The organism is Microbispora sp. ZYX-F-249 (assembly GCF_039649665.1).
Lineage (GTDB): Bacteria > Actinomycetota > Actinomycetes > Streptosporangiales > Streptosporangiaceae > Microbispora > Microbispora maris.
Genome location: NZ_JBDJAW010000011.1, coordinates 124,779 through 150,995, shown reverse-complemented (window position 1 = coordinate 150,995; position 26,217 = coordinate 124,779). Strand labels below are relative to the sequence as shown.

Genomic DNA, 26,217 nt, shown 5'->3' with positions numbered 1-26,217 from the left:
TCACGGCATGCGCGCGTACGCGGGAAGCGTGAGGAACTCCGCGAAGTCGTCGTCAAGGGCGACCTCCTTGAACAGTGCCGTGGCCTGCGCGTAGAGCTTCTCGTCGTAGCCCGGCTCGGCGGCGATGCGGGCCAGCTCCTCCTCGATGATCCGCTCGACGAGCTCCCGTGTCACCACCGCGCCGGTGTCGGCCAGCGTGATGTCGTTGTGGATCCACTGCCAGACCTGCGAGCGGGAGATCTCGGCCGTCGCCGCGTCCTCCATCAGGTTGTGGATCGCCGCGGCGCCGTTGCCGCCCATCCAGGCCGCCAGGTAGCGCAGGCCGACGTCCACGTTGTTGCGCAGCCCGGCCTCGGTGATCTCGCCGGGGGTCTTGGACACCGCGAGCAGGTCCTCGGCCGTGACGTTGACGTCCTCGCGCAGCCGGTCGAGCTGGTTGGGCCGGTCGCCGAGCACGCCGTCGAAGACCTCGCGGCAGACCGGCACGAGGTCGGGGTGGGCCACCCAGGAGCCGTCGAAGCCGTCGCCGGACTCGCGGGTCTTGTCGGCCCGGACCTTCTCCAGCGCGACCTTGTTGACCTCGGGATCGCGGCGGGAGGGGATGAAGGCCGCCATCCCGCCGATCGCGTGCGCGCCGCGCTTGTGGCAGGTGCGCACCAGCAGCTCGGTGTAGGCCCGCATGAACGGCGCGGTCATCGTCACCGCGTTGCGCTCGGGCAGAAGGAACTCCCGCCCCCGGGTGCGGAACTTCTTGATGACGCTGAACAGGTAGTCCCAGCGGCCGGCGTTGAGGCCCGCGGAGTGCTCGCGCAGCTCGTAGAGGATCTCCTCCATCTCGAACGCCGCGGGGTAGGTCTCGATCAGCACGGTCGCCCGGATCGTCCCGCGCGGGACGCCCAGCAGCTCCTGGGCGCGGACGAACACGTCGTTCCAGAGCCGCGCCTCCAGGTGCGACTCCATCTTGGGCAGGTAGAAGTACGGCCCGCGGCCCTTGTCGATCTGCCGCCGCGCGCAGTGGAAGAAGTAGAGCCCGAAGTCGAGCAGCGACCCGGACATCTCGGACCCGTCCACCAGGATGTGCTTGTCCGGCAGGTGCCAGCCGCGCGGGCGGACCACGATCGTGGCCAGCTCCTCGTCCGGCCGCAGCGCGTACGTCTTGCCGCCGGAGGAGAAGTCGATCGTACGGTCGAGGGCGTCGCGCAGGTTGAGCTGCCCGTTGACCGTGTTCTCCCAGGTCGGGGAGTTGGCGTCCTCGAAGTCGGCCAGCCAGACCTTGGCACCGGAGTTCAGCGCGTTGATCGTCATCTTGCGGTCGACCGGACCGGTGATCTCGACCCTGCGGTCCTCCAGCCCCGGCGCGGGCGGGGCGACCCGCCACTCGGACTCGCGGACGTGGGCGGTCTCGGGGAGGAAGTCGAGCATGCCGCCCGCGGACAGCTCCTCCTGCCGCGCCTGCCGGGCGGCGAGCAGTTCCCTGCGCCTGGGGTCGAACTCGCGCTGCAAGGTGGCCACGAAGCCGAGGGCCTCGGGAGTGAGGATCTCGTCGAACCGGTCCAGCAGGGGGCCCTTGATCTCGACGCCTTCCGTCATTTTCCACCTTCCGGAAAAATAGTTCTGAATCGTGGAATCGACGCTACTTCAGGGAAGGGCCGGGGGTCAACGCGGGGTGGCTCGTCGGGGACGGCTCAGGGGATGCTGAGGGACTTCCCCGATGAGAGACGGCGTACGCGTCCCCGAAGATCGAGGACATGAGATACAAGACGATGGCAGTCGCGGGGGCCGTCCTGGGGATGAGCCTCGCCGTCGCCGCCTGCGACGTACGGCTCGGCTTCGGCGGGCAGCAGGCCGTGCAGTCCTACGACGTGACGGACAAGGTGACCGTCATCGACACCCGCACGGGATCGGGCGACGTCGTGGTCAACGAGAGCGACAGGTCCGGCGTCCACGTCACCGAGACCCTGCACTGGAGCGGGGACAAGCCCGCCGACGGCCACTCCGTCGCCGGGGACACGCTCACGCTCTCCTACAAGTGCGGCAACTGCTCCGTGGACTACAAGGTGGAGGTGCCGCGCGGTCTCACCGTGAAGATCGACACCAGCTCGGGGGACATCACGCTGCGCAACCTGAGCGGGCAGGTCAACGCCTCCACCGGGTCGGGCGACGTCGACGCGCGCGGGCTCGCCGCCACCCGGGTCGGCGCCCGCACGGGGTCGGGGGACGTCACGCTCCGGTTCACCGTCGTGCCCGACCAGGTGCAGGCGGTGACAGGGTCGGGCGACGGCCGGCTCTGGGTGCCCGACGGCGCCTACAACATCGACGCGTCCACCGGGAGCGGCGACCGCAGGATCGAGGTGGCGGACGACGACTCGGCGCCGCACGCGATCACGATCAGGACCGGATCGGGCGACGCCGAGGTGCACAAGTTGTGATTCCCCGCGCTACCGGGGCCGCCCGCGGCGCCCCGGCGCCCGGGGAGCGCCTCAGGCGAGCACGGGCTGGTTGGAACGGAGGACGCCGGCGGGGTCGCGGCGGCGCTTGATCTCGCGCAGCCGGGCCAGGGTGTCCGCGTCGAACGCGGAGGCGGCCTTCTCGCCGCCGTTCAGGTAGGTGAAGGGCTTGCGGCCGGTGGTGTGCGGCGCCATCGCCCGGGCGATCTCCGTCAGCCGCGCGGCGACCGCCCGGCCGGCCTCGGGCGACATGACCGGCCCGATCATGCCCAGCAGGTACGGCTCCGCGACGGGCGCGACCGCACCGCCGCCGGCGACGGGCCCGCTCAGCGCGCCGCCCAGGTGGCGCACCTGCACCGTGGCGAGGGGGGCGATGCCGCCCACGGCCGCGAGGAGGTCGCCGGCCACGTCCTCGCCGAGCCCGGTCAGCAGTTCGCCGCGGCCCGCGCCGGGCACCGGCTGCGTCGGCTCGGCGCAGATGCCGCCCACGGCGTCCGGCGCCATCGGGGCGCGGGTGTCGAGGATCACGCCGGGGATGTCCTCGAACCGCCGCAGCAGGCCGCGTCCCTCCTCCTCGCCGCCCAGGAACGTCGAGTCCACCGCGACCGCGGCGAGACCGCGCAGCGGCTCGGGGACCTGGGGCATCGGGGGGAACTTCACCATCGTGAACCAGGCGGTCAGCTCCACGGGAGCGGCGCCGGTGACCTCGCGGAAGGCGGCGAGCACCTCGGGCGCCCGCTCCGCGGGCCACAGCATGCGCCCGCCGTACAGCAGGGGCGCCGGATGCAGGTCCAGCTCCATGGCCGTCACCAGGGCGAAGTCGCCTCCGCCGCCGCGCAGCGCCCAGAACAGGTCCGGATCGGAGTCCGCCGTCACCCGGGCCTCCACGCCGTCGGCGTCCACCACCTCGAAGGCCCGTACGGCGCCGGCCGCCCAGCCGTGCCTGCGGGCGAACCAGCCGAGCCCACCGCCCAGCGTGTAGCCGGTGACGCTGACGACGGGAGAGCTGCCGGGCAGTCCGGTCAGCCCGTGCTTGGCGGCCGCGGCCAGCAGTTCGCCCCACTGCACGCCGGCCTCGACCCTGGCGGTCCGCTGCTCCGGCCGCACTTCGACGCCGCGAAGCCGGCCGGTGCGCAGCAGGATCGTGCCGTCGAGGCGGGTCGTGGCGCCGTGCCCGCTCGGCTGCGCGGCCACGGCGAGTCCGGCGAGCTTCGCGTAGCGGACCACGGCGGCCGCGTCCGCCGCGTCCTCGATCTCCACGACCGCCCGCACGGTCTGGTCCACCGCCCGGTTCCACGGCAGCCGGGCCGCCTCGAAGGCGTCGTCGCCGGGCACGAGCACCCGTCCGCGCACCGTCCGCCGCAGATCGGTCTCCGTCGACACAATTTCCTCCCGATTCACGCTCTCTGATCGCTCCACATCCTGGTGCGGGCGGTTTGCGGTGGATGAGTAATCGACTAGGAGTTCGCTAGTCGTCGAACGGCAAAGCCGGGCAATACGCTACTGATCGAAATCCCCATGTCCAGGGAAACCATGGATTTCCGCCTGTTCGGTCCGCTCGAGAGGGCTGTCGCTGCGTGGGTGCGGGAGCGCGAGGAGGACCGCCGGCCGCCGTCACCCGAGGACGGGGTGGTTTCCGAGGATCACGCCATGCGGGTCACGACGGCGCTTGACCTCGCGCAGGCGGGCCAGGATCTCGGCCGGGAAGGCGGACGCGGCAGGCTCCCCGTGGCCGAGGAAGGTGAAGGGCTTGCGGCCGGTCGAGACCCCCGCCACCGCGTCCGCGACGGCCGACTGCCGCCGCCGGATCGCCTCCTCCATCCCGGGCGCCGCGAGCGCGCCGAGCGTGCTCAGCAGGTAGGGCTCCGCGATGCGCCCGCAGGCTCCGCCCTTCTCGTCGACCCGGGCGAGCGCTCCGCCCAGGTGGCGGATCTGCACGTAGGCGAGCGGCGCGATGGTGCCGGGCCCGGCGGCGGCCAGCAGCGCCGCCGCGTCTGCGTCACCGAGCCCGGTGAGCAGTTCGGCACGCAGCAGCGCGGGCGTCGGGCCGGTCGGCTCCGCGCAGATGTCCGCCAGGTTCGCCACCGGCATCCGGCCGCGGGTGTCGAAGACGGGCTCGGGAATCCGGTCGAACCGGTGCAGCAGGGCCCGCGCGTCGTCCGGGTCGCCCAGATAGGTGACGTCGATCGTCACGGCCGACAGGCCGCGCAGCGGCTCGGGCACCTCGGGCAGCGGAGGGAACTGCAGCAGGTGGAACCAGACCGTCAGCTCCTCGGGCGCCACGGCCGTGGTGGCGCGGAAGGCGGCCAGCACCTCCGCGGCCCGCCCGGCCGGCCACAGGATCCGCCCGCCGTACAGCACCGGCGCCGGATGCAGGTCGATCTCCATCGCGGTCACCACCGCGAAGTCGCCCCCGCCGCCGCGCAGCGCCCAGAACAGCTCGGGGTCGCCGCCGGGCGTGACCGTGGCGTGCTCGCCCGATGCGTCCACGACCTCGAACGCGCGCACGCCGCCGGCGGCGAAGCCGTGCCTGCGCCCGAACCAGCTCAGGCCCCCGCCCAGGGTGAATCCGGTGGCGCTGACGACCCCCGTGCTGCCCGCCAGGGGTGTCAGCCCGTGCTCACCCGCCGCCGTGAGCACCGCGCCCCACGGGACGCCGGCCTCCACCCGGGCCACCCGCTGCGCCGGCCGTACGGTCAGGCCGCGCAGTGCACCCGTGCGCAGCAGGATCGCGTCCTCGAAGGCCGCCGGGGCGTGCCCGTTCGGCTGGGTGGCGACCCGCAGCCCGGCGAGGCCCGCGTAGCCGACCACGGCCGCGACGTCGTGGGCGTCCCGCGCCTCGACGACCGCCGCGACCCGCTGGTCGACGGCCATGTCCCAGGGGCGCCTGCTCTCGTCGAAGCCCTCGTCGCCGCGCACCAGCACCCGGCCGCGCACCACCCGGCGCAGGTCGGCGCCGAGCGCCTTGATCTGGTCCATCTCTTCCCTCCACATCGTGGGTTCCTCGTGCCCGACCACGGTGGAACACGGGGATCGGAGCGCGTATGAGCGCGGCTTGGAGAACGTTCAAGTCACCCTCAAGTGGACCGTTCCGGCGGCGGTCGTCCCGGCTCTACGCTTGCCGCAGCGATCAGAGGGGTTTCGGTCATGAACACGCTGTCCTTCCGGCTGCTCGGCCCCTTCGAGGTCACCGGCGGCGACGGCCGCGTCATCGACCTCGGCCCGCGCAAGCAGCGTGCGGTGCTCGCCGTCCTCGCCCTGGAGCCCGGCAGGATCGTCTCCCTCGACCGGCTGATCGACGAGCTGTGGGCGGACGAGCCGCCCTCCAGCGCCACCGCGACGCTGCAGTCGTACGTCTCCAACCTGCGCAAGGTGCTGGAGCCCGGACGCAGGCCGCGCACGCCCCCCGCCGTGCTGCTCACCCGCGAGCCCGGCTACCTGCTGTCCGTCGCGCCCGGCCAGGTCGACCTCGTACGCTTCGTCTCCTGGGTGGAGGACGGCCGCAGGGCGCTCGCCCGGCGCGAGTACGCAGCGGTGCGCGGGTTCGCCGACCGGGCGCTGGAGACGTGGCGGGGCGAGCCGCTCGCCGAGTTCGCGGCCTACGAGTTCGCCCAGCCCGTCATCGCCCGCCTGGCCGAGCTGCGGGCGGTGGCGGTCGAGGACCGGTTCGAGGCCCGGCTCGCCACGGGCGACGGGCCTTCGTGTGTGGCCGACCTGGAGCGGCTGGTCGAGGCGCACCCGTACCGCGAACGGCTGTGGAGCCTGCTCGTCCTCGCCCTCTACCGGTCGGGCAGGCAGACCGACGCGCTCGGTGCGCTGCGCCGGGTGCGCGCCCTGCTCGCCGAGGAGATGGGCCTGCGGCCCGGCCCCGAGCTGCGGCGGCTGGAGCAGGCCGTGCTGGAGCAGTCGCCGTCCCTGGACGCGCCCCTCGAAGCGCCAGTCGTCGCGCGGCGGCCCGCCGTCCCACCGGCGGAGGAGAGGTCCCTCCCGGCCCCCGAGCCGCCGCCGTCCGCGGCCCTCGTCGCGCGCGGGCGCGAACTCGCCCGCCTCGTCGACCGGCTCGGCGCCGTACGGCGGGGCCGCGGCGGCGTGCTGCTGGTGACCGGCGAGCCGGGGATCGGCAAGACCAGGCTGGCCCAGCTCGCCGCGGAGGAGGCCGAGGCGCGCGGCGTCGCGGTCGTCTGGGGCCGCTGCGTGGAGGCCGAGGCGGCGCCGCCGTTCTGGCCCTGGCTGCAGGCGCTGCGCGAGCTGGGGGAGCGGGGCCGGGCCGCCGCGCGGCTCCTCGCGGGCGAGGGCGGTGCCGCCGCCGATCCGGAGGCCGCGCTCTTCGAGCTGTACGAGGGCGTGCTGGCCGCGCTCGCCCGGCCGGGCACGCCGACGCTGGTGGTGCTGGACGACCTCCACGCGGCGGACGCCGCCTCGCTGCGGCTGCTCGCCTTCCTCGCGGCCGAGCTGCACCGCAGGCCCGTGCTGGTGCTGGCCACCGTCCGGCCGGAGCCGGGCAGGGAGCCCGAGCGGCTGCGCGACACCCTCGCCGCCCTCACCCGTGAGCCCGGCACCGAACGCCTCGCCCTCGCGCCCTTCACCGCGGAGGAGGTCGCCGCGTTCCTTCGGCGGCACGACCTGACCGACCCGGCGCTCGCCGAGGTGCTCTATCGGCGCACCGGCGGCAATCCCTTCTACCTCGGCGAGCTGCTGCGGCTGCTGGGCAGTGAGCACCGGCTCGACGCCGCGTCGCTGGGCGTGCCCGAAGGCGTCATGGAGGTCATCGAGCGGAGGGTCGCACGACTGCCGGACCCCACGAGGGACCTGCTGCGCCGGGCCGCCGTCCTGGGCCGCGACGTCAGCCTCGATGCGCTGGAGGCGCTCACGGAAACCCACGCCGAGGAGGTGATGTCGCTGCTGGAGCCCGCCGTCGCCGTCGGCGTCCTCGCCGAGGCGCCGGGAGGCTTCGACTACCGCTTCTCGCACGCGCTGGTGCGTGACGCGCTCTACGCCGGGCTCGGCCGCCTGGAGAAGGCCAGGCTCCACCTGAGCGTGGCGGAGGCCCTGGAGTCCCTGCCGTCGGCGCCGCCCGGCGCCGACGGGGCGGCGCGCCTGCCCGTCCTCGCCCATCACTTCGCCATGGCCGCGCGGGTCGGGGGAGCGGACAAGGCCGTCGGCTACGCCGCCGAAGCCGCCGGGCAGGCGACGGCGCAGCGCGCGTACGACGAGGCCGTCGAGCTGTGGGACAAGGCGCTGCTCGCCCTCGGGGCGCGCGACCCGGCCAGGCGGTGCCGCCTGCTGATCGAGCTGGGCCGGTCGCTGCGCGTCGTCGGGGACGTCGTACGGGCCCGGGCGGCACTCGAGGAGGCCATCGGGCTGGCCGAGGACGCGGGCGACCGGACGGCCCTGGTGGAGGCCGTGGCGGTGTTCGGCACCCTCAGCGTCTGGAACTGGCGGCCGTACGGCGTGGTCGACGACCACACGGTCGCCCTTCTCGAGAACCTGCTGGCGGGCCCGCTGGACGACGCCCACCGGGCGGCACTGCTCGGCACTCTCGGCATCGAGCTCAACTACGGGCCTCGCCGGGCCGAAGGCGAGGCGATGGTGGCGAAGGCCGTGGAGATCGCCCGCGGGATCGGCGACCCCGCGTTGCTCCTGCAGGTGCTCAACAACTACATGATCGCGTCCTGGGTGCCGGAGCGGGAGGCCGATCGTCTCCGCGCCACCGAAGAGATGCTCGCGGTGCCCGATCTCCCCGCCGCGGCCGAGATCGTGGCCCGGGTGCACCGGATGGCGTGCCTGTTCAGGGCGGGGGAGCTGGCCGAATGGGACCGGGACCTGGCCCGCGCCGAGCATCTGCTGCAGGAGGTCAGAAGGCCCGAGCTGACGGCCATGGTGCGCATCGCCCAGGCCGCCCGGCTGACCCTCGACGGCCGCTGGGACGAGGTCGAGCGCCTCGCCGGCGAGCTCGGCGAGGTCTTCGGCGACAGCAGCATGTGGGGCCTGGGCGTCGTGCGGCCGACCATGCTCTACGCCTGCCGGCGGGGACAGGGCAGGGTCGCCGAGATCCTCGACGAGGTCATCACGGTGGCGTCGCAGCCGCACAACGACCCGCTGCGTCCCATAGCCGTGCTCGCGGCGCTCGACGTGGGCGATCGCGAACTGGCCCGGAACCTGATCGCCCGATGGGGCACGGCGGTCCCCGACGACTGGTCGGGGGAGTTCGTCGCCGTCATCTGGTCGTACGTGTCGGCTCAGCTCGGTGTCCCCGACCCCTCGGGCCTGTACGAAAAGCTGGCGCCGTACGCGGACCGGCTGGCCCTGCACGGCAGCGGCACGGTCGGCTGGGGCTCCATCCACCAGGCGCTGGCGATGCTGTCGCTGGCGATGGGCGACCGGGAGCCGGCCCGGGACCACGCGCGGCGGGCGCACGAGGTCCACGTCCGGCTCGGCCTCGATCATTGGGCGGGGGAGAGCGCGCGACTTGTGGCCCGGCTCGGCACATAAGGGAGTGCGTCATTCCCCGGGGTCGTGTCACCATCGACGGAGGCGCCCGGGGCCGGGAAGGCATCGGGGTGTCAGACTGTTCTGTCTAGTAGAGATGACATATATGCGAAACGAGCCCGAAGACCTCGCCATGGGCGATTACGAACTGGAAGAGCGCCAGGCGCTCCGCCGCGTAGCGGGTCTGTCGACAGAGCTCGAAGACATCACCGAAGTCGAATATCGGCAGCTCCGGCTGGAGCGCGTCGTCCTGGTGGGCGTCTGGGCGGGCGGCACCGCCCTGGACGCGGAGAACTCGCTGCAGGAGCTGAAGCTCCTGGCCGAGACCGCCGGTTCCCAGGTGCTGGAGGGTCTGATCCAGCGCCGCGACCGGCCCGACCCCGCCACCTACATCGGGTCGGGCAAGGCGGTCGAGCTGCGCGACATCGTGGCCGCCAGCGGCGCCGACACCGTGATCTGCGACGGCGAGCTGACCCCCGGCCAGCTCCGCCAGCTTGAAGAGGTCGTGAAGGTCAAGGTCATCGACCGGACCGCACTGATCCTCGACATCTTCGCGCAGCACGCCAAGAGCCGCGAGGGCAAGGCGCAGGTCGAGCTGGCGCAGCTGCAATACCTGCTGCCGCGCCTGCGAGGCTGGGGTGGCAACCTGTCGCGCCAGGTCGGCGGTCGCGCCGCGGGCGGCGTCGGCATCGGCGGCCGCGGCCCCGGTGAGACCAAGATCGAGCTGGACCGGCGGCGGATCCGCGAGCGGATGGCCAAGCTGCGGCGGCAGATCAAGGAGATGTCGACCGCCCGGCAGACCATGCGCCACCGCCGGCAGGCCCGTGAGGTGCCCGCCGTGGCGATCGCCGGATACACCAACGCCGGCAAGTCGTCGCTGCTCAACCGGCTGACCGGCGCGGGTGTGCTCGTCGAGGACGCGTTGTTCGCGACCCTCGATCCCACCGTGCGCAAGGCGCGCACGCCCGAGGGCCGCCTGTTCACGCTGGCCGACACGGTCGGGTTCGTACGGCACCTGCCCCACCAGCTCGTCGAGGCGTTCCGCTCGACGCTGGAGGAGGTCGCCGACGCCGACCTGATCCTCCACGTGGTGGACGGATCGCACCCCGACCCCGAGTCGCAGATCGCGGCCGTCCGCGAGGTGCTGGCCGAGATCGAGGGCGCGCGGGACATCCCGGAGATCGTGGTCGTCAACAAGGCCGACGCCGCCGACCCGGTGGTGCTGACCCGGCTGACGATGAAGGAACGGCACAGCATCGTCGTCTCCGCCCGCACCGGGGCCGGGATCGGCGAGCTGATGTCGATGATCGAGCGCGAGCTTCCCCGCCTCGACCACGAGGTCAGGATGCTGGTGCCGTACGACAGGGGCGACCTGATCGCACGGGCGCACAGCGAGGGCGAGGTCCTGTCGCTCGATCACACCGGTGACGGCACGATCCTGCACGCCCGGGTCTTCGCCGACCTGTACGCGGAGCTGGACCGGGTGGCCAAGCCCGTCGAGACCGTCTGAATCCTGCTGCCGGCGGGTCACCTTCCGCGTGTCGGTGGCCCGCCAAGGGCTGCCCTTGGTACGATAAGGAAAGCCTAATGGGACCTTATTGTGTGGGTAACAACATGACTCCAGGCAGTGCGGTCACCCTTTCCGAGGCGTTCGCGGCCGTTGGATCGGCGTCGTCGATCCTGATCTCGCCGCAGCGTGTGAGACGACTGATGCGCGGCGATGCGCATGATACCGGCGTGCGTTTCTGTCGCTGACTCTGTACATCCAGCCCACCTGTGAAATACCGTAACTGAACTGAATCGCCCGGGTTCGAGATCCCGGCGGTAGGGTCATCGCACAACATCGGTGCGCGATGAGGCAGGAGACCCCCCAATGACGTCCGGACGCGCAGCGGACCCGGCGGGCCAGGCGCCCGCAGGCGGGGGCCGTTCGCCGTCCACGGATGTTTCGCAGGTGGTCGCATGACCGTTCGCCTTCTCACCAACATCGGCCGGCTCTGGACCGGGCACGATGTGTGCAGCAACGCCGCGATCCTGGTGCACAACGACCGGATTGCGTGGGTCGGCCGCGCCGCCGACCTCCCTCAGAGCGTTCCCGGAGTCGTGGACGACATCGTCGACGTCGACCACGTGGAGAACCTCGGCGGGGCGCTCGTCACGCCCGGCCTCATCGACGCGCACACCCATCCCGTGTACGCCGGCAACCGCTACGCCGAGATGGCGATGCGTTCCGGCGGATCCAGCGCCTCGGCCATCGCCGCGGCGGGCGGCGGCATCGGCTCGACCGTCACCGTGACGCGCGGCACCGATCCCTGGACCCTGTGCAACGGGGTCCGTGAGCGGTTGCGCGAGTGGCTGCTCGGCGGCACGACGACCGTCGAGGCCAAGACCGGCTACCACCTGACCCGCGACGGCGAGCTGGCCGACGTGCGGCTGCTCCGCGAGCTCGAGAAAGAGCCGATGATGCCGCGGGTCCACGTCACGTTCCTGGCCGCCCACGTGGTGCCGCCGGAATACTTCGGCCGCCAGCGCGACTACGTCGAGGCCGTGGCCTCCTGGTGCGCGGACGCCGCCGGCGCCGGGGCCGACAGCGTGGACGTCTACTGCGACGACGGGCACTTCACCGCGGAGGAGGCCCGCTGGGTGCTGGCCTCCGGCCGCAACGTCGGCCTGCTGCCGCGCATCCACGCGGGCGCCTACAACCGGCGCGGCGCCGTCCAGCTCGCGGCCGAGATGGGCTGCGCCTCCGCCGACCTGCTCCACCACGCCTCGGACGAGGACATCGCGATGATGGCGCGGTACGGCGTGCCCGCCGTCGTCTGCCCCGGCGCCGCGCTGCAGGTGGGCCACCTCCCGCCGGTGCGCCGGATGCTGGCCCAGGGCGTCCCGGTCGCGCTCGGCAGCGACCACAACCCGGGCCACTGCGGCATCACCTCGATGTCCCTGGTCATCAGCCTGGCGGTGGCGGCGTTCGGCATGAGCGTCGGAGACGCCCTGCGGGCCGCGACTCTCGGCGGCGCCCAGGTCCTCGGCGCTCCCGACCGCGGCATCCTCGCGCCCGGCCGTCTCGCCGACATCGTCCAGTGGGACGCCGACCACGAGGGCGCGTTCGCCTGGTCGTTCGGCCTCAAGCCGCGCCGGGTCTGGCGGGGCGGCGTCCCCGTCCAGTGACGGCCCCCGATCGACCTCCGTCCGGCCTTCCGGCCGCGTCGGGGGTGGATCCGCGCCGCGTGCTGTTCTCCGTGATGCCGCGGCGCGCGGCTCATGCGACGTTTCCGCGCGTGACAGGCGCGGTCTGAGATTTCCGGGCGTGACCGGCGAGGTCTGAGTTCACGAAGAGGTTGCCGGGCGATCAGCGCTGGGTAATCTCGCGATATGTCACCATCTGTCGCTGTCGTCACCGATTCCACGGCGTACCTCGGTGCCGAGGCGACCGGCAGGTGGAACATCACCGTCGTACCGGTTCAGGTGCTCCTGGGGGACCGCGAGATCGACGACGTGACGCCGTTCGACGCCGGTCTCCTCACCCACGCACTCAAGGACCGCTCGCCGATCGTCACCTCGCGCCCGGCCCCCGAGCGCTTCGCGGACGCCTATCGGCGGGCCGCTGCGAACGGCGCCGCCGCGATCGTGTCCGTACACCTGTCCGGCGCGCTGTCCGGCACCGCCGACTCCGCGCGTCTCGCCGCGCGTGAATCCTCCGTGCCGGTGGAGGTCGTCGACAGCGGGTCGGTGGCCATGGGGCTCGGCTTCGCCGTGCTGGCCGCCGCGCGGGCGGCCACCGCGGGAGCCCCGGCCGCCGAGGTGGCCGGCGTGGCCCGGCGGCGGGCGGCCGCCACCAGCACGTTCTTCTACGTCGAGACGCTCGACTACCTGCGGCACGGCGGCCGGATCGGCCGCGTGACCAACCTCCTGGGATCGGCGCTGTCGATCAAACCGCTGCTGCGCATGGCGGACGGCGAGATCGGCGTGCTGGAAAAGGTGCGCACCGCGAGCCGCGCCCTCGCCCGCCTGGAGGACCTGACCGTCGAGGCGGCCGGGGACCGGCCGGTCGACGTGGCCGTGCAGCACCTGATGGCGGCCGAGCGGGCCGAGGCGCTCACGAAGGAGCTGACGGCGCGGCTGCCCAGGCTCGTGCGGCTGTGGGTGGCCGAGATCGGACCGGTCCTCGGCGCCCACGTCGGTCCGGGCATGCTCGGGGTCACCGTCGCTCCCGTGGACTGAGCCCTCGATGCCTCACCGCGCGGTGAGGTGCGGCCGGGCGGGGCGGTGCCGTCTGCCGTTGCGCACCGGCCTCGCCTCGGCGGCGCGAGGGGAGTCTGACCCCGTACGGTGTCTCCGTCACGGCCGCGGGTTGTCCACAGAATGACGTTCGGGCACGGATGGGGCACCGGCGCGTGCCTACCGTCCTTCGCGTGCGAAGCAAGGAGTCTCGCGGGGCCATAAGCGGTGTCGTCGTCGGCGAGTCCCGCCTGCGCGGGCTGCTGCGACCGCTCGATCCGGTGCCCCCGTCCGTCCGCCTGCGGTCGACGCCCACCCCGCCCGGGCCACCACCGTCGTTCGGCGCGCCACACATCGTCCGTACGGGGACCCGTCCGCATGATCCTCCGCCGGGCGAGGCGGAGAAGGGTCCACATCGGGCGTCCGAGGAGTTCGCCGAGGGCTGGGGAGGCCGCGCCGACGGTCCTTGGCGGCGGGAGGCTTCGGACTCGCCGGAGGAGTTCGCCGAGAGCTGGGAAGCTCGCGTGGGCGGGCCGGGGACGTCTCCGCGGGACGCGCGAATGCCCGGACGGCTGACTCTCGGACGGGCGGCCCTCGGCCGTGCCCTGCCACGGCTCGACCCGGGGATGCCCGGGCTCCGGGTGCTGGTGGCAGCCGGACTTCTGGCCGCGATCGTCACCGGAATCCTGGTCTGGCGGTCGCGGCCGGTGGCGGAGCCCATCGCCCCGCCGATCCCGGCCGCCGTGGTTCAGGACCTCCGCCCCGCGGCCGGGTCCGCGGGCGGCCCGGGAACAGCGCCGGGTCCGGCGTCCCACGCGACGCCGGACCCCGCCGACGGCGCCGCGCCGGGCGCGAGGGCTTACGTCGCGGGTTCTGCCGGGACAGCGCCCGCCACTCCCGGCTCGCCGGCGCGGGTCGTGGTGTATGTGACGGGCAAGGTCCGCGATCCGGGGGTGTACGTCCTCGCATCGGGCTCACGGGTCGCGGACGCGATCGAGGCCGCGGGAGGTCTGCGGAAGGGTGCGAAGCCGGGCGGCGTCAACCTGGCCCGGCGCTTGACGGACGGGGAGCAAATCGTCGCCGGAAGCCCGGTGACGGCCGGGATGGGCTCCGCCCCGGGATCGGCGCCGGGGATGCCGGGAGCCGGGGTGGTGAACCTCAACACCGCCACAGCCGAGCAGCTGGACGCGCTGCCCGGGATCGGCGGCGTGATCGCGCAGCGGATCGTCGACTACCGGGACGCCCACGGGGGTTTCCAGAGCGTCGACCAGTTGAAGGAGGTCCCCGGCATCGGCGACAGGAAGTTCGCCGAGATGCGCGACAAGGTCTCCGTGTGACCGCCGTCGGCCATCACGAGAGCGGGCGGGGCGAGCCGGCTGCCGGAACCGGCCATGAGCCGGGGCACGAGGAGCCGTGGCGAGAGGAGCCGTGGCGAGAGGAGCCGGGGCGTGGCAGGACGGGGCCCGGCCCGGCGGCACTGGCGGCTCCAGCGTTGGCTGCCTGGCTCACCGCGCTCGTGGTGCTGGGCTGCTCCGCCGTCGCCGGGGCCGCCGTGGCGCTGACCGCGGCTGTCGCCGGCGCCGTCACGTGGGCGGCGACGCGGCGCCGCGCGCAGGTGGCGGATCCCAAGCGGGCTCCGGCAGGAGATCCCCCTGCCGCCGTGGGTGCGAAACGGGCGGGTCAGGCAGCCGGGCACCGCTTGCGAGAGGAGCAGCGGGCGACGGGCGGCGCCGCCGCCAGGGTCGCGATGGCGGTGCTCGCGGCCGTGGCCGTGACGGCCGCGGTCGCGGCGTTCACGGTCCTCAGGGTGACGACGGGACCCGTGCCGGATTTGGCCGGCCGGGGCGCCACGGTGACCGCCGAGGCGGAGATCAGCGACGACCCGCGCATCCGGCCACACCAGGGCGGGGTGGCCCGGCGGGAGACGGCGGTCGTCCGGGCCCGGCTGCTGCTGGTGTCGGCCGCGCGGGAGCGATACGCCGTGGACGTGCCCGTCGTGCTGCTCGGTCCCGCCGAAGGATGGCGTCCGCTGCTGCCCAGTCAGCGGGTCAGGGTGCGCGGGCGGTTGAGCCCGGCCGAGCAGGGCGAGCCGGTCGCGGCGGTGATGCTCGTCCGGGGGGTGCCCGAGCCGATCGGTGCGCCCTCAGCGTTGCAGCGGGCCGCCGGAGCGCTGCGCGCCGGTCTGCGTGAGGCGAGCGACGTGCTGCCGGACGACCAGCGCGGTCTGCTGCCCGGCCTGGTCGTCGGCGACGTGTCGCGCCTGGACGAGGAGGTGCGGCTCGACCTGGCGACGGCGGGGCTCGGCCACCTCACCGCCGTATCGGGCACCAATCTGGCGATCGTGGCGGGCGCGGTGCTGGTGCTCGGCCGTCTCGCCGGCCTGCCCCTGGCCCTGCGGGCCGCCGTCGCGGTCGTCGCGATGGTCGCGTTCTCGATCGTGGCCAGACCGTCGCCGAGCGTGCTGCGCGCTCTCGTCATGGGAACGGTCGCCGCCGTGGCCCTCGGCACGGGGCGCACCCGGGACGGCGTCGCCGCCCTGTCGGCGACCGTGCTCGGACTGGTGGTGTTCGATCCCGGGCTGGCCCGGCAGTGGGGCTTCGCGCTGTCGGTGTTCGCGACCGGCGGCATCCTGGTGCTCGCGCCCCGGTGGCGTGACCGCCTGGCGGCGCGCCGGGTGCCCCGCCTGCTCGCCGAGGCCCTGGCCGTGACCGCCGCGGCGCAGGCGGCGGTCACGCCCCTGCTGGTGCTGATGTCCGGGCGCCTCGACCTGGCCGCGATCCCGGCCAACCTGCTCGCGGAGCCCGCGGTGGCGCCCGCGACCGTGCTGGGTTTCGGGGCCGCCGTGATCGCCCCGGTGAGCATGGACCTGGCCCGGCTGCTGGTGCGTCCCGCGGGCTGGGCCGTCGGCTGGATCATCGCCGTGGCACAGCGAGCCGCGGACCTCCCCTTCGCCTCGGCGGAGTGGTTCGGGGGAGTGGCGGGCATCGCCGCGCTCGCGGCGGCGGTCGTCGCGGGCCGGCTCGTCCTGCGGGGCCGGGCGCGCAGGCGACTGGCGGCGGCACTCGCGGCGGGAGCGTTGCTCGCCGCCCTCGTGGCCGTGCCGGTGGTGTCGCCCTGGCCGCCGCCGGGATGGCTCCTGGTCGTCTGCGACGTCGGCCAAGGGGACGCCATGGCACTCGCGGCCGGTCCCGGCCGGGCGGTGGTGGTCGACGCCGGGCCGCAGCCGGGCCCCACCGACCGGTGTCTGCGCGCTCTCGGAGTGCGGCAGGTGCCGCTCGTCGTCCTCACGCACCCCCACCTCGACCACGTCGGCGGACTGCCGGGAGTGCTGCGCCGTCGCGCGGTGGGGGCGGTGGTCGTGAGCCCGGGCCGCGTACCGGAGGGCGAGGCCGGCCGCGTCTCCGCGCGGCTGAGGGCGGCCCGCGTCCCGGAATGGCAGGCCGTTCCGGGGATGCGGTGGCGGTTCGGGCCAAGTGAGATCACCGTGCTCGCCCCCGAGGCCGGTGCGCAGACCCCGGGCAGGGGCGAGGGATCGACGGCCAACAACGCCAGCGTCGTGCTGCTGGTCCGCTGGTCCGCGCGGCCCGACGCCCAGGAGGAGGGCGGAACGCGGAAAGCAGAGGGAGCAGGCGGCGCGCCCCTGGGTGCGGCCCTGCTCGCCGGAGACCTGGAGACGGAGGCACAGGAGGCACTGGTGCGGCGCGGCCTGCCACGGGTCGAGGTGCTGAAGGTCCCCCATCACGGGTCGCCCAGGCAGTCGCCGGCCTTCCTCGCCGCCACGGGCGCGCGGGCCGCCCTGATCAGCGTCGGCGCGGTCAACGACTACGGGCATCCCGCTTCGCTGACGCTGCGGCGCCTGCGCTGGCTCGGCATGCGGCCCTACCGCACCGACCTGTCCGGGGACATCGCCGTCGTCGCCGCCCACAACCGTCTCGCCGTGGTCGTACGAGGCAGATGAGCGCGGCCGGGCGACGCGATCGGTGGGACGGCCCTCGGCCTGCGCCGCCGGCTCGCGACGGCGCCGGAACCCTGTGGGTCACACTTGTGCTCGGGATTCGCCCACTACGCACATGTCAGTCGCAGCGTGCCGGGCGGGCGGATGTGCCGTGGGCGGGTGAGCGTGGCATGCTGCCTGACATGGCGAACCCAGCACCCGTGACCCTGGTCATCGGCGACGAGGAGTTCCTGGCCGATCGTGCCGTGGGCTCCATCGTGGCGGCGGTCCGCGCCGAAGATCCGGGGGCGGAAGTGCACGACCTCCAGGGGAGCAAGGTGCAGCCGGGAGAGCTGACCGGGCTCGCCTCGCCCTCCTTGTTCGGTGACCGGTCGGTCATCGTGATCCGCGGGGCGCAGGACCTCACGAAGGACGTCATCGCCGAGATCGTCAAATACGCCGCCCACCCGGCCGACGACACCGTGCTCGTGCTGGCCCACCCGGGCGGCGTCAAGGGGAAGGCCCTGGTGGACGGGGTGAAGAAGGCGGGCGCCGACGTCGTCACGGTGGCCAAGCCGACCAAGGCGGGAGAGCGGCTCGACTTCATCAAGGCCGAGGTCCGCAGAGCGGGCCGCTCGATCGCGCCGGCCGCCGCCCAGGCGCTGCTCGACGCCGTGGGCAGCGATCTGCGCGAGCTGGCGGCCGCCTGCGGCCAGCTCGCCTTCGACACCGAGGCCAAGAACATCGACGAGGCGGCGGTCGCGAAGTACTACCGGGGACGCGCCGAGGTCAGCGGCTTCACGATCGCCGACCTGGCGATCGAGGGCCGGTTGGGCGAGGCGCTGGAACAGGTGCGGTGGGCGCTCGCCACGGGCGTGGCCCCGGTGCTGATCGTCAGCGCGCTGGCGGGGGGTCTGCGCTCGCTGGCCAAGGTGGGCGGGGCACCCCGCAACCTGCGCGGCGGCCAGCTCGCGAGCCATGTGGGCATGCCGCCCTGGAAGATCGACCGGGTCAAGCGTCAGCTCGGCGGCTGGGGGCCGGAGGGCATCTCCGCCGCCCTGCAGGCCGTGGCCACCACCGACGAGCAGGTCAAGGGTGGCGGCACCGACCCGGCGTACGCGCTGGAGAAGGCGATCCACACGATCGTGGCCAGTCGCAGCAGCCGCTGAGCCCTTCGGCGCGCGACGGCGTGCGCGCTCAGGATCGGCCGGGGTGCTCCACGTGCAGCAGCATCCTCTTGAGCAGCGCCGCGAGGGCGTCCTGATCGTCCGGCGGCAGCACGCCCACCATCTCGTCCTCGACCTCGCCGCGCAGGTCCATCGCCCTGAGCCAGAGCGCGCGGCCCTCGCTCGTCAACTCCACATCCACCCTGCGGCGGTCCTCCTCGCTGCGGATACGCCGGACGAGCCCCGCCTTTTCCAGGGTGTCCAGGCGTCCCGTCATACCGGCGGGGGACACCCGCAACTCGGCGGCGAGTTCCGTCGGGGTGGCCCGGCCGGCTTCCCCCCGGGCGCCGAGCCAGTGAAGGGTCTCGTACTCGAAGTCCTGCAGGCCCACCGCGGCCAGCGCGGTGTCCTTCGCCTGGGCCAGGTGCTTCACCAGGAACTGCATCCGCGTGACGATGGCCTCCACGCGCTCGTCGAAGGGCGCCTTCCCGCGCCAGCGCGCGATGTGCCGGTCCACCGAGTCGTCCATCAGGCAATCATATGCCGGAGAAAAATACGTTGACGAAAGTTTCGTCAGCGAAATACCTTCGGCCTCATGATTGCACGTCTGATCGCGGGGCGGACGGTCGCGGCGCTCGCCACCGCCCTCATTCCCACCGGTCTCACCCTCGCCGTCATCAGGGTGACCGGCTCCGCCCTCGATCTTGGCGTAGTCCTCGCCGCCGAGATGCTGCCCATGCTCCTGTTGCTCCCCATCGGGGGAGTCATGGCGGACCGCTTCGCGCCGAGGCGGGTGATCCTCGTGGCCGACCTGGTCCGCTGCGCCGCCCAGGTGACGCTGGGAGCACTGCTCCTTCTCGGGCATCCGGGCGTCGCGGTGATGGCGGCGCTCGCGGCGCTCACCGGAGCCGCGGTGGCCTTCGGCGTTCCGGCGGTGTCACCGCTGGTCGCCGGGGTGGTTCCGGCCGAGCGCCGGCTGCGGGTCAACGCCCACGTCGGTGTGGCGGGCGGCCTCGCCCAGATCACCGGCCCCGCGCTCGCCGGAGGCCTGACGCTGTGGCTCGGGCCGGGCTGGTCCTTCCTGCTGACCGGGGTCCTGTTCGCCGGGTCCGCGGTCACGCTGGGCGGCCTGGTCACGGCGCCCCGCCCGGCGACCCGTCGCGACCGCTTCCTCGGCGAGCTGAGAGAAGGATGGCGAGAGGCGAGGCGGCACCGATGGTTCCTGGTCAGCGTGGCCGGGCACGGCGTCTGGCATCTCGGGGCGGGCGTCCTGCTGACCCTCGGCCCGGTGATCGCCGTGCGGAGCCTGGGCGGAGAGGCCGTCTGGGTGGTCGTCGCGCAGGCGGGAACCGCGGCGACCCTGCTCGGCGTCTTCGTGGCGCCCAGGTTGCCGATCCGGCGGCCCCTCGCCGTGGCGGCGGTCGGGGCGGCGGTCTACGCGTGCCCGCTCGTCGCCTTCGCTTTCCCCGCGCCGACCCCGATCGTCACCGCCGCGTACGTCGTGGCGATGGCGGGGGTGGGGATGCTGACGCCTTTGTGGGAGACGGTGGTGCAGCAGCGGGTGGAGCCGCACGCGCTCGGCAGGGTGGACTCGTTCGACGTGCTCATCTCCTACGCGGCGCGGCCGCTCGGGCTCGCCGTCGCCGCGCCGCTGGCCGCCTGGGCGGGAGCCGCGGTTCCGCTGCTCGTGTCGGCGGCTCTGGTGGCCGCGGTCAACCTGGCGGTGCTCGCCCTGCCCGAAGTCAGACGGCGTACGACGCAGGAGACCACGCCGGTGCCGGTCTGACCGGTGATGCGGCTACGACGACGGCGGGCACGCGAAAACGCCGCATCTCCCGCGAGAGGAGATGCGGCGTGCGCCAGGCGTGAGTTACTTGGCGGCCTGCAGGGCGGCGGCGCGCTTGGCGATCGCCGACTTCCGGTTGGCAGCCTGGTTCTTGTGAATGACGCCCTTGCTGACAGCCTTGTCGAGCTGCCGGGACGCGGCCTTGAGCGCGACGAGGGCGTCGTCGACGTTGCCCTGGTCGGCGGCCTCGCGGAACTTGCGAACCGCGGTCTTCAGGGACGACTTGACGGCCTTGTTACGCAGCCGGCGCTTCTCGTTCTGCCGGTTGCGCTTGATCTGGGACTTGATGTTCGCCACGAAGAAAGCCTCAGTGTTAAGTCTTGGTCGGATGGGGCGCGCGGGCAAGTGAGAGGGCGCGCCACACGCAGTTGGACAGGATACCAACAGCCCGGGCCGCCGCTCAAATTCACGACGACAGGGCCGCCCCGCTCATGCTATCGCGACTCGGCCGCCGCGGTCCGCACATCGGCCCCCGCACCGGCCGGCCCGCCCGACGACTTCACCGACCCGCCGGGGCCCCCGCGCACCCAGGCGCTCTCGTACTCCTTCCAGTCCTGCTCCGTGGCCGCGAAGTCGACGTACAGGGCCAGGCCGAACTCGGTGCGCGGACCGTGGTCGCTCAGCGCGAGCCGCGCGCCATCGGCGGCGGCCCGGACGCTCTCGGCCCAGTCGCCGTACCAGACGCCGTGATCGTGGTAGGCCGGAGCCCCGATGAGCAGCGTCTTGTTCTCGGGCACCAGGTCGAGGGCGAGCGTGGTCTGCCGTGCGACGTAGCCGCCGTAAAGGGAGTTCAGCGGCGTCCACGAGTCGTACGTCATGATCGCCACCTGGTCGGTGAGGCCCACCACCTGGCGGAAGTAGTCCGGCGTCCAGTACTTGTCGTGCCCGATCGCCAGGGCGGTGGGGGCGCGCAGGCCGGGCAGCGGCTCGATCTGCTGCGTGGCGACCGACAGCGGCCGGGCGCCGATGGCCGCCCGCGTCTCCCGCAGCACGCTGAGGAACGGCCCGTCCCCGTCGACGACCGGCTCGAAGTCGTAGTGGATCCCGTCGAACCCGACGCCGACCAGGTCCCGGGCGCCCGCCACGACCCGGGCCCGGGTCGCCGTGTCGGCCAGGCTCAGGTGGGGCTTGCCGTTGTCGTTGACCGTCTGGCCGAGCCAGGCCGACACCCGGACTCCGGGCACGTTCGCTCTCCACCATTTCAGGAAATTTCTGGCATTGGGGTAGCGATCGGGTGGCAAGGTCCCGTCGTACTCGAACGGCCCGCTGTGGACGTACACGTCCCTGATGCCGCTCGCGCGCAGCCGTACGGCGAGGGCCCGCACGTCGGCCTCGGTGCGGCGGCCGTCCACCCACGCGTGGCCCATCCACAGGGCGTCGTGGCCGGTCGTCCTGGCCCAGGCGGCGGGCGTTCCGGTGAACTGGAGGCGCAGCGCGGCGGCGGCGGCCAGTGCGAGCACGAGCGGAACGGCCACGACGACGGCGGCTGTTCGCAGAACTCGTCTGGTGGTCAAGGCAAGCATCCGGACATGCCACCATGGAGGGTGGCTGGTCCGCCAGCCTCGGGAGGGCCCGCCGTGCGAGACGAGTGCGGCCCGATCGACCAGCAGTCACCCAACTTGTCGAAACGGACCCCGGTGCGCACTCAGCCTGGCCAGACCGACCCCGCGTTGATCCGCAACTTCTGCATCATCGCGCACATCGACCATGGCAAGTCGACCCTCGCCGACCGCATGCTGCAGATCACCGGCGTGGTGGACGACAGGTCGATGCGTGCGCAGTATCTCGACCGCATGGACATCGAGCGGGAACGGGGCATCACCATCAAGTCGCAGGCCGTGCGGCTTCCGTGGAACGGCCACGTCCTCAACATGATCGACACGCCGGGTCACGTGGACTTCACCTACGAGGTGTCCCGGTCGCTCGAGGCGTGCGAGGGCGCGATCCTGCTCGTGGACGCCGCCCAGGGCATCGAGGCGCAGACGCTGGCGAACCTCTACCTGGCCATGAACGCCGACCTCCACATCATCCCGGTGCTCAACAAGATCGACCTGCCCGCCGCGCAGCCGGACAAGTACGCCGAGGAGATCGCGGGCCTGATCGGCTGCGACCCCGGCGACGTGCTGCGTGTGTCCGGCAAGACCGGCGTCGGCGTCAAGGAGCTGCTCGACCACGTCGTGGAGCACATCCCGGCGCCCGTCGGCAACGCCGACGTCCCCGCCCGGGCGCTGATCTTCGACTCCGTGTACGACACCTACCGGGGCGTCGTGACGTACGTCAGGGTGGTGGACGGGCACCTGTCCAAGCGCGAGCGCGTGCTGATGATGTCCACGGGCGCCCAGCACGAACTGCTGGAGATCGGCGTCATCTCACCGGAGCCCATGCCGTCCGATCAGGGGCTCGGCGTCGGCGAGGTGGGCTACCTGATCACCGGCGTGAAGGACGTTCGCCAGAGCCGGGTCGGTGACACGGTCACCAACGCGGCCAAGCCCGCCGCGGAGGCCCTGGGCGGATACGAGCACCCCAAGCCGATGGTCTACTCCGGGCTCTATCCCATCGACGGCGACGACTACCCCGAGCTGCGCGAGGCCCTCGACAAGCTCCGGCTGAACGACGCCGCCCTCGTGTACGAGCCGGAGACCTCGGCGGCCCTCGGCTTCGGCTTCCGCTGCGGTTTCCTCGGGCTGCTGCACATGGAGATCGTCCGTGAGCGGCTGGAGCGCGAGTTCAACCTGTCGCTGATCTCGACCTCGCCCAACGTCATCTACCGGGTGATCATGGAGGACGGCAACGAGCACGTCGTCACCAACCCGTCGGAGTTCCCGGCCGGCAAGATCGGCCAGATCTTCGAGCCGGTGGTGAAGGCCACGGTGCTCGCCCCGTCCGAGTTCATCGGCGCGATCATGGAGCTGTGCCAGGGCCGCCGCGGGCAGCTCCAGGGCATGGACTACCTGTCGGAGGACCGGGTCGAGATCCGCTACACGCTCCCGCTCGGCGAGATCATCTTCGACTTCTTCGACCAGCTCAAGTCGAAGACCCGTGGGTACGCCTCGCTCGACTACGAGCCGTCCGGGGAGCAGGAGGCCGACCTGGTCAAGGTGGACATCCTGCTGCAGGGCGAGACCGTGGACGCGTTCAGCGCGATCGTCCACCGCGACAAGGCGTACGCCTACGGGGTGGAGATGGCCAAGAAGCTCAAGGAGCTCATCCCGAGGCAGCAGTTCGAGGTGCCCATCCAGGCCGCGATCGGCGCCCGCGTCATCGCCCGCGAGAACATCCGCGCCATCCGCAAGGACGTCCTCGCCAAGTGCTACGGCGGTGACATCAGCCGTAAGCGCAAGCTGCTGGAGAAGCAGAAGGAAGGCAAGAAGCGGATGAAGATGGTCGGCCGGGTGGAGGTCCCCCAGGAGGCCTTCGTCGCCGCCCTCTCCTCCGAGGCGCCGGACAAGAACAAGAAGTAACCCTGTCCGAATTGACCACAACTTAATACGATCGCGGGGAAACATGACCATCCGTTAACGTTTGGTCATGCACATCCTCTCTGTGAACGTGGGCAGGGCCGTCGACGCCGAGTGGGCCGGAGAACTTCGGCGCACCGCCATCGACAAGCGGAAGGCCGAGGGCCGCGTCGCCGTACGCGACAACGGCCTGGAGGGCGACGAGCGCGCCGACGTGGCCCACCACGGTCACCCCGACCAGGCGGTGTACGCGTACGCGCGGGAGGACTACGACTGGTGGGAGCCGCGCATGGGCCGGGACCTGCGTGACGGCCAGTTCGGGGAGAACCTCACGACGTCCGGGGCCGACGTGAACGGCGCGGTCCTCGGTGAGCGGTGGCGGGTCGGCACGGCCGTCCTGCAGGTCACCTACCCCCGCATCCCGTGCGTGGTGTTCCGCAACTGGCTGGACGAGCGCGGCTGGGTGAAGCGCTTCACCGAGAGCGGCCGCCCCGGGGCGTACTTCCGGGTGGTCGAGCGGGGCGAGCTCGGCGCGGGCGACGAGATCGAGGTGCTCGACCGGCCCTCGGACGGGGTGACGATCGCCGAGGCGTTCCGGGCCTACCACGGCGACAGAGACCTGATGCGGCGGGTCCTCGCCGTCCCCGGCCGCAGCGTCAAGTGGGACACGGTCGCCGAACGCGTCCTCGGCAGCCGCAGCGGCGTGGCCGTGTCCTGACCGTCGGCTTCCGGCCCGGCGACCGGCGAGGTGGCCGGAGTCGCTGTCGTCGTGAGCAGCAGGCGGGCAGAATGCGCGCATGCGTTGGATATGGGTGGGCGGCTCGGTTGCTGCGGCCTGCGCGGTGGTGGCGGTGGCCCTGTTCCTGAGTGACCTGGAGACGCTGTCGTGGATCGCGGGCGCCGGCTCGTTCGTCGTCGCGGTGGCCTCCTTGGCCGTGACACTGCCCTCCAGGAACGCCTCCGATCAGCGTGCGCGCACCCCCGGACCGGCGGCCGCGTCCGATCCCGACGGGGCCGGACCCGAGACGTCTCCGGCCGCAGGAGGCGCGAGCCCGGTGGTCGTGGAGCTGACCACGCCCCGCATACGGATCGCCAAACGGCTGGCCAGCGCGTGCAAAGGCGCAGCCTTGGCCGCGCTTACTCTCTTCGTCGGGCTCGGCATGGACTCGATCACAGGAAGGAGCCTCGAGCATCTCTCGCTAGTGGTGCTCCTTCAGCTATACGCGCTCGTCGGCGGGTTCATGGCCACCTTGCTCTTCTTGACCGCCGGGGCGGAGGGCAAGGACCTGCTCATCGTGGACCGCATCGGCCTGACGATCGTGGACAAGCGCTGGATACGCGCGGCGGACACATCCTTCTTCATCCCCTGGGCTCTGGTGCGCCACATCCGCGTCGAGCCCAGCGGCGCCTGCCACGACTTGGTGGTTGAGTTCGAGCACGCGGAAGACGGAAGCGCGGAACGGGCACAGATCGACGCGTTGAAGAAGCGTAACAAGTGCCCGACCTACTACTACAAATGCTCCCTCGCCCGTCTGTACGTGACCTCGGGCGGTACGGAGCGCACCGCGCTGCTGCACACGATGCACACGGCGTTGACCCGGTTCGGTGGCGATGCCTGCCGTGAGTAGCTCCGAAGCGGGTCCTGGGCGTCAGGGCCGGGCGCAAGGTTCGTCATTCGGTGTGGTTCTCAGGACTCCAACGTGATCAGATTCTCCTACCCCAACGAGCCGGATCCGCAGACACCACAGGAGTGGGAGGACCTGAAGAACGACCCCGAGCGCTCCCGCGTCTATCCGGATTTGCCGCAGACCGAGGCAGTGTCCTGGGAGAAGCTCCAGGAGTTGAGGGAGAACACCGACGCCACCTTCACCGTCGACAGCGCCGACCTGCTAGCCAGAGCCCTACCAGGGGACGAACCTGATCCGTCCGAATCGTCGGACGGCCAGCCGCCGACGGTGGTGGCAACCGGCCCGGAGCCCGGAGAAACGGGAGTGCCCATTGACGAGGGCGCGTGGGCGGTGTTCAGCAAACCTGTGAGCGGCGGGCAGCTTCGCCTGGAGGGCCCGGACGGCACGACGGTGCCTGGAACTTCGACCGCGCAAAACGACGACATACTGACCTTCGATCCGGATGAACCGCTTGCCGCCAACACTCAGTACACCGCGGAAGTCTCCGCTGCCAGGGACGCGGCAGGCAACGAGATGGCCCTCCCGTACGTCTGGTCGTTCGCCACGGGCGGGACGACATCGACCCCGGACCCTGCCCCGCCGTCGGCAGCCGACGCCCCGATCCGCCGGCGTGAGGCGTGATCATCTTGCCGCTTCAGGCCGACGCCTGCCGGCAGCGAAGACTACGCCGACCAACGACAGATTTTGAGACGGTGCCCCCGGCCCCGGCCCAACCACTTCGTGGTCCTTAGGGTGCACGGCATTGCGCCGGCCGCACCACTCCCGCACCTGGCGTACATCGCGTACAGGCCGCCACCCGCTGATCGGCGATGCCTTCCCCGTCGCGGTCGTCATGTGCGCCTGGTGCTCACGCGGTAGCTCGTTGACCTACTGCTTCTTGGGCGCGAACTCTCACTTCTCTCAGCTCTCGTACGCCGCTAACGGATCGTGCCACTCATCAGGAACGATCGGGGGAGGGGAGCCGTAGG

The 26,217-nt window shown here is 72.4% G+C and carries 19 protein-coding genes; 13 read left to right on the top strand and 6 right to left on the bottom strand.

Going from position 1 to position 26,217, the window contains the following annotated elements:
• A complete protein-coding gene (aceB, locus tag AAH991_RS15935; RefSeq protein WP_346226591.1) occupies nucleotides 1-1,590 on the bottom strand; it encodes a malate synthase A in 1,590 nt (529 codons plus the stop codon).
• Nucleotides 1,591-1,748: 158 nt separating this feature from the next.
• Between aceB and AAH991_RS15930 the strand changes: the two genes are divergently transcribed.
• Nucleotides 1,749-2,429: a DUF4097 family beta strand repeat-containing protein gene (locus AAH991_RS15930; protein WP_346226590.1), complete on the top strand. Its 681-nt coding sequence runs from the start codon at nucleotides 1,749-1,751 to the stop codon at nucleotides 2,427-2,429.
• A 51-nt stretch (nucleotides 2,430-2,480) separates the two neighbouring features.
• On the opposite strand, the gene AAH991_RS15925 is transcribed toward AAH991_RS15930, so the two are convergent.
• Both AAH991_RS15925 and AAH991_RS15920 read right to left on the bottom strand, forming a co-directional pair.
• Entirely contained in the window at nucleotides 2,481-3,830 is a 1,350-nt protein-coding gene (locus AAH991_RS15925; RefSeq protein ID WP_346226589.1) for an FAD-binding oxidoreductase, read from the bottom strand.
• Between the two features lie 231 nt (nucleotides 3,831-4,061).
• The gene (locus tag AAH991_RS15920) at nucleotides 4,062-5,441 is read right to left on the bottom strand and encodes an FAD-binding oxidoreductase (RefSeq protein WP_346226588.1); all 1,380 of its coding nucleotides are present in this window, start codon (nucleotides 5,439-5,441) and stop codon (nucleotides 4,062-4,064) included.
• Nucleotides 5,442-5,594: 153 nt separating this feature from the next.
• Here AAH991_RS15920 and AAH991_RS15915 point away from each other — a divergent pair, with 153 nt between their 5' ends.
• From AAH991_RS15915 to holA, 7 genes are all read left to right on the top strand, one after another.
• Complete coding sequence (locus tag AAH991_RS15915) at nucleotides 5,595-8,939, top strand: ATP-binding protein (protein WP_346226587.1); 3,345 nt, start codon at nucleotides 5,595-5,597, stop codon at nucleotides 8,937-8,939.
• 103 nt (nucleotides 8,940-9,042) lie between these two features.
• Nucleotides 9,043-10,446, top strand: coding sequence for a GTPase HflX (gene hflX, locus AAH991_RS15910; protein ID WP_428833991.1), 1,404 nt, complete (start codon nucleotides 9,043-9,045; stop codon nucleotides 10,444-10,446).
• A gap of 452 nt (nucleotides 10,447-10,898) precedes the next feature.
• Entirely contained in the window at nucleotides 10,899-12,107 is a 1,209-nt protein-coding gene (hutI, locus tag AAH991_RS15905; RefSeq protein WP_346226585.1) for an imidazolonepropionase, read from the top strand.
• A 204-nt stretch (nucleotides 12,108-12,311) separates the two neighbouring features.
• Nucleotides 12,312-13,160 (top strand): DegV family protein, encoded by an 849-nt coding sequence (locus AAH991_RS15900; protein WP_346226584.1) that lies wholly within the window; start codon nucleotides 12,312-12,314, stop codon nucleotides 13,158-13,160.
• 191 nt (nucleotides 13,161-13,351) lie between these two features.
• A complete protein-coding gene (locus AAH991_RS15895) occupies nucleotides 13,352-14,494 on the top strand; it encodes a ComEA family DNA-binding protein (RefSeq protein WP_346226583.1) in 1,143 nt (380 codons plus the stop codon).
• Between the two features lie 155 nt (nucleotides 14,495-14,649).
• On the top strand, nucleotides 14,650-17,115 hold the full coding sequence (locus AAH991_RS15890) for a ComEC/Rec2 family competence protein (protein WP_346226582.1): 2,466 nt from the start codon (nucleotides 14,650-14,652) through the stop codon (nucleotides 17,113-17,115).
• Nucleotides 17,116-17,294: 179 nt separating this feature from the next.
• The gene (gene holA, locus AAH991_RS15885; RefSeq protein WP_346226581.1) at nucleotides 17,295-18,260 is read left to right on the top strand and encodes a DNA polymerase III subunit delta; all 966 of its coding nucleotides are present in this window, start codon (nucleotides 17,295-17,297) and stop codon (nucleotides 18,258-18,260) included.
• A 28-nt stretch (nucleotides 18,261-18,288) separates the two neighbouring features.
• Here the strand turns inward: holA and AAH991_RS15880 are convergent, their stop codons facing one another.
• Nucleotides 18,289-18,786, bottom strand: coding sequence for a MarR family winged helix-turn-helix transcriptional regulator (locus AAH991_RS15880; RefSeq protein WP_346226580.1), 498 nt, complete (start codon nucleotides 18,784-18,786; stop codon nucleotides 18,289-18,291).
• 66 nt (nucleotides 18,787-18,852) lie between these two features.
• On the opposite strand from AAH991_RS15880, the gene AAH991_RS15875 reads away from it, so the two are divergent.
• A complete protein-coding gene (locus AAH991_RS15875) occupies nucleotides 18,853-20,043 on the top strand; it encodes an MFS transporter (RefSeq protein ID WP_346226579.1) in 1,191 nt (396 codons plus the stop codon).
• An 84-nt stretch (nucleotides 20,044-20,127) separates the two neighbouring features.
• On the opposite strand, the gene rpsT is transcribed toward AAH991_RS15875, so the two are convergent.
• Together rpsT and AAH991_RS15865 are read right to left on the bottom strand one after the other, a co-directional pair.
• Nucleotides 20,128-20,400 carry a 30S ribosomal protein S20 gene (gene rpsT, locus AAH991_RS15870; RefSeq protein WP_079312124.1) on the bottom strand — a complete coding sequence of 91 codons (273 nt, stop codon included), beginning with the start codon at nucleotides 20,398-20,400 and terminating at the stop codon, nucleotides 20,128-20,130.
• A gap of 137 nt (nucleotides 20,401-20,537) precedes the next feature.
• The gene (locus AAH991_RS15865) at nucleotides 20,538-21,626 is read right to left on the bottom strand and encodes a glycoside hydrolase family 18 protein (RefSeq protein ID WP_346226578.1); all 1,089 of its coding nucleotides are present in this window, start codon (nucleotides 21,624-21,626) and stop codon (nucleotides 20,538-20,540) included.
• A gap of 114 nt (nucleotides 21,627-21,740) precedes the next feature.
• On the opposite strand from AAH991_RS15865, the gene lepA reads away from it, so the two are divergent.
• The 4 genes from lepA to AAH991_RS15845 all read left to right on the top strand — a co-directional run bounded on the left by lepA (nucleotide 21,741) and on the right by AAH991_RS15845 (nucleotide 25,870).
• On the top strand, nucleotides 21,741-23,564 hold the full coding sequence (lepA, locus tag AAH991_RS15860) for a translation elongation factor 4 (RefSeq protein ID WP_346226577.1): 1,824 nt from the start codon (nucleotides 21,741-21,743) through the stop codon (nucleotides 23,562-23,564).
• 67 nt (nucleotides 23,565-23,631) lie between these two features.
• Complete coding sequence (locus AAH991_RS15855; RefSeq protein ID WP_346226576.1) at nucleotides 23,632-24,279, top strand: MOSC domain-containing protein; 648 nt, start codon at nucleotides 23,632-23,634, stop codon at nucleotides 24,277-24,279.
• A gap of 79 nt (nucleotides 24,280-24,358) precedes the next feature.
• Nucleotides 24,359-25,189, top strand: coding sequence for a hypothetical protein (locus AAH991_RS15850; RefSeq protein WP_346226575.1), 831 nt, complete (start codon nucleotides 24,359-24,361; stop codon nucleotides 25,187-25,189).
• A gap of 72 nt (nucleotides 25,190-25,261) precedes the next feature.
• Nucleotides 25,262-25,870: an Ig-like domain-containing domain gene (locus AAH991_RS15845; protein ID WP_346226574.1), complete on the top strand. Its 609-nt coding sequence runs from the start codon at nucleotides 25,262-25,264 to the stop codon at nucleotides 25,868-25,870.
• The last annotated feature ends 347 nt before the right edge of the window (nucleotides 25,871-26,217 follow it).

What these genes read in the sequence shown, in the direction of transcription:
- AAH991_RS15900 (WP_346226584.1), top strand. Translation starts at nt 12,312, where the DNA reads ATGTCACCATCTGTCGCTGTCGTCACCGATTCCACGGCGTACCTCGGT.
- aceB (WP_346226591.1), bottom strand. Translation starts at nt 1,590, where the DNA reads ATGACGGAAGGCGTCGAGATCAAGGGCCCCCTGCTGGACCGGTTCGAC.
- holA (WP_346226581.1), top strand. Translation starts at nt 17,295, where the DNA reads ATGGCGAACCCAGCACCCGTGACCCTGGTCATCGGCGACGAGGAGTTC.
- AAH991_RS15850 (WP_346226575.1), top strand. Translation starts at nt 24,359, where the DNA reads ATGCGTTGGATATGGGTGGGCGGCTCGGTTGCTGCGGCCTGCGCGGTG.
- hflX (WP_428833991.1), top strand. Translation starts at nt 9,043, where the DNA reads ATGCGAAACGAGCCCGAAGACCTCGCCATGGGCGATTACGAACTGGAA.
- AAH991_RS15920 (WP_346226588.1), bottom strand. Translation starts at nt 5,441, where the DNA reads ATGTGGAGGGAAGAGATGGACCAGATCAAGGCGCTCGGCGCCGACCTG.
- AAH991_RS15875 (WP_346226579.1), top strand. Translation starts at nt 18,853, where the DNA reads ATGATTGCACGTCTGATCGCGGGGCGGACGGTCGCGGCGCTCGCCACC.
- AAH991_RS15865 (WP_346226578.1), bottom strand. Translation starts at nt 21,626, where the DNA reads ATGCTTGCCTTGACCACCAGACGAGTTCTGCGAACAGCCGCCGTCGTC.
- AAH991_RS15915 (WP_346226587.1), top strand. Translation starts at nt 5,595, where the DNA reads ATGAACACGCTGTCCTTCCGGCTGCTCGGCCCCTTCGAGGTCACCGGC.
- AAH991_RS15855 (WP_346226576.1), top strand. Translation starts at nt 23,632, where the DNA reads ATGCACATCCTCTCTGTGAACGTGGGCAGGGCCGTCGACGCCGAGTGG.
- hutI (WP_346226585.1), top strand. Translation starts at nt 10,899, where the DNA reads ATGACCGTTCGCCTTCTCACCAACATCGGCCGGCTCTGGACCGGGCAC.
- AAH991_RS15930 (WP_346226590.1), top strand. Translation starts at nt 1,749, where the DNA reads ATGAGATACAAGACGATGGCAGTCGCGGGGGCCGTCCTGGGGATGAGC.
- AAH991_RS15880 (WP_346226580.1), bottom strand. Translation starts at nt 18,786, where the DNA reads ATGGACGACTCGGTGGACCGGCACATCGCGCGCTGGCGCGGGAAGGCG.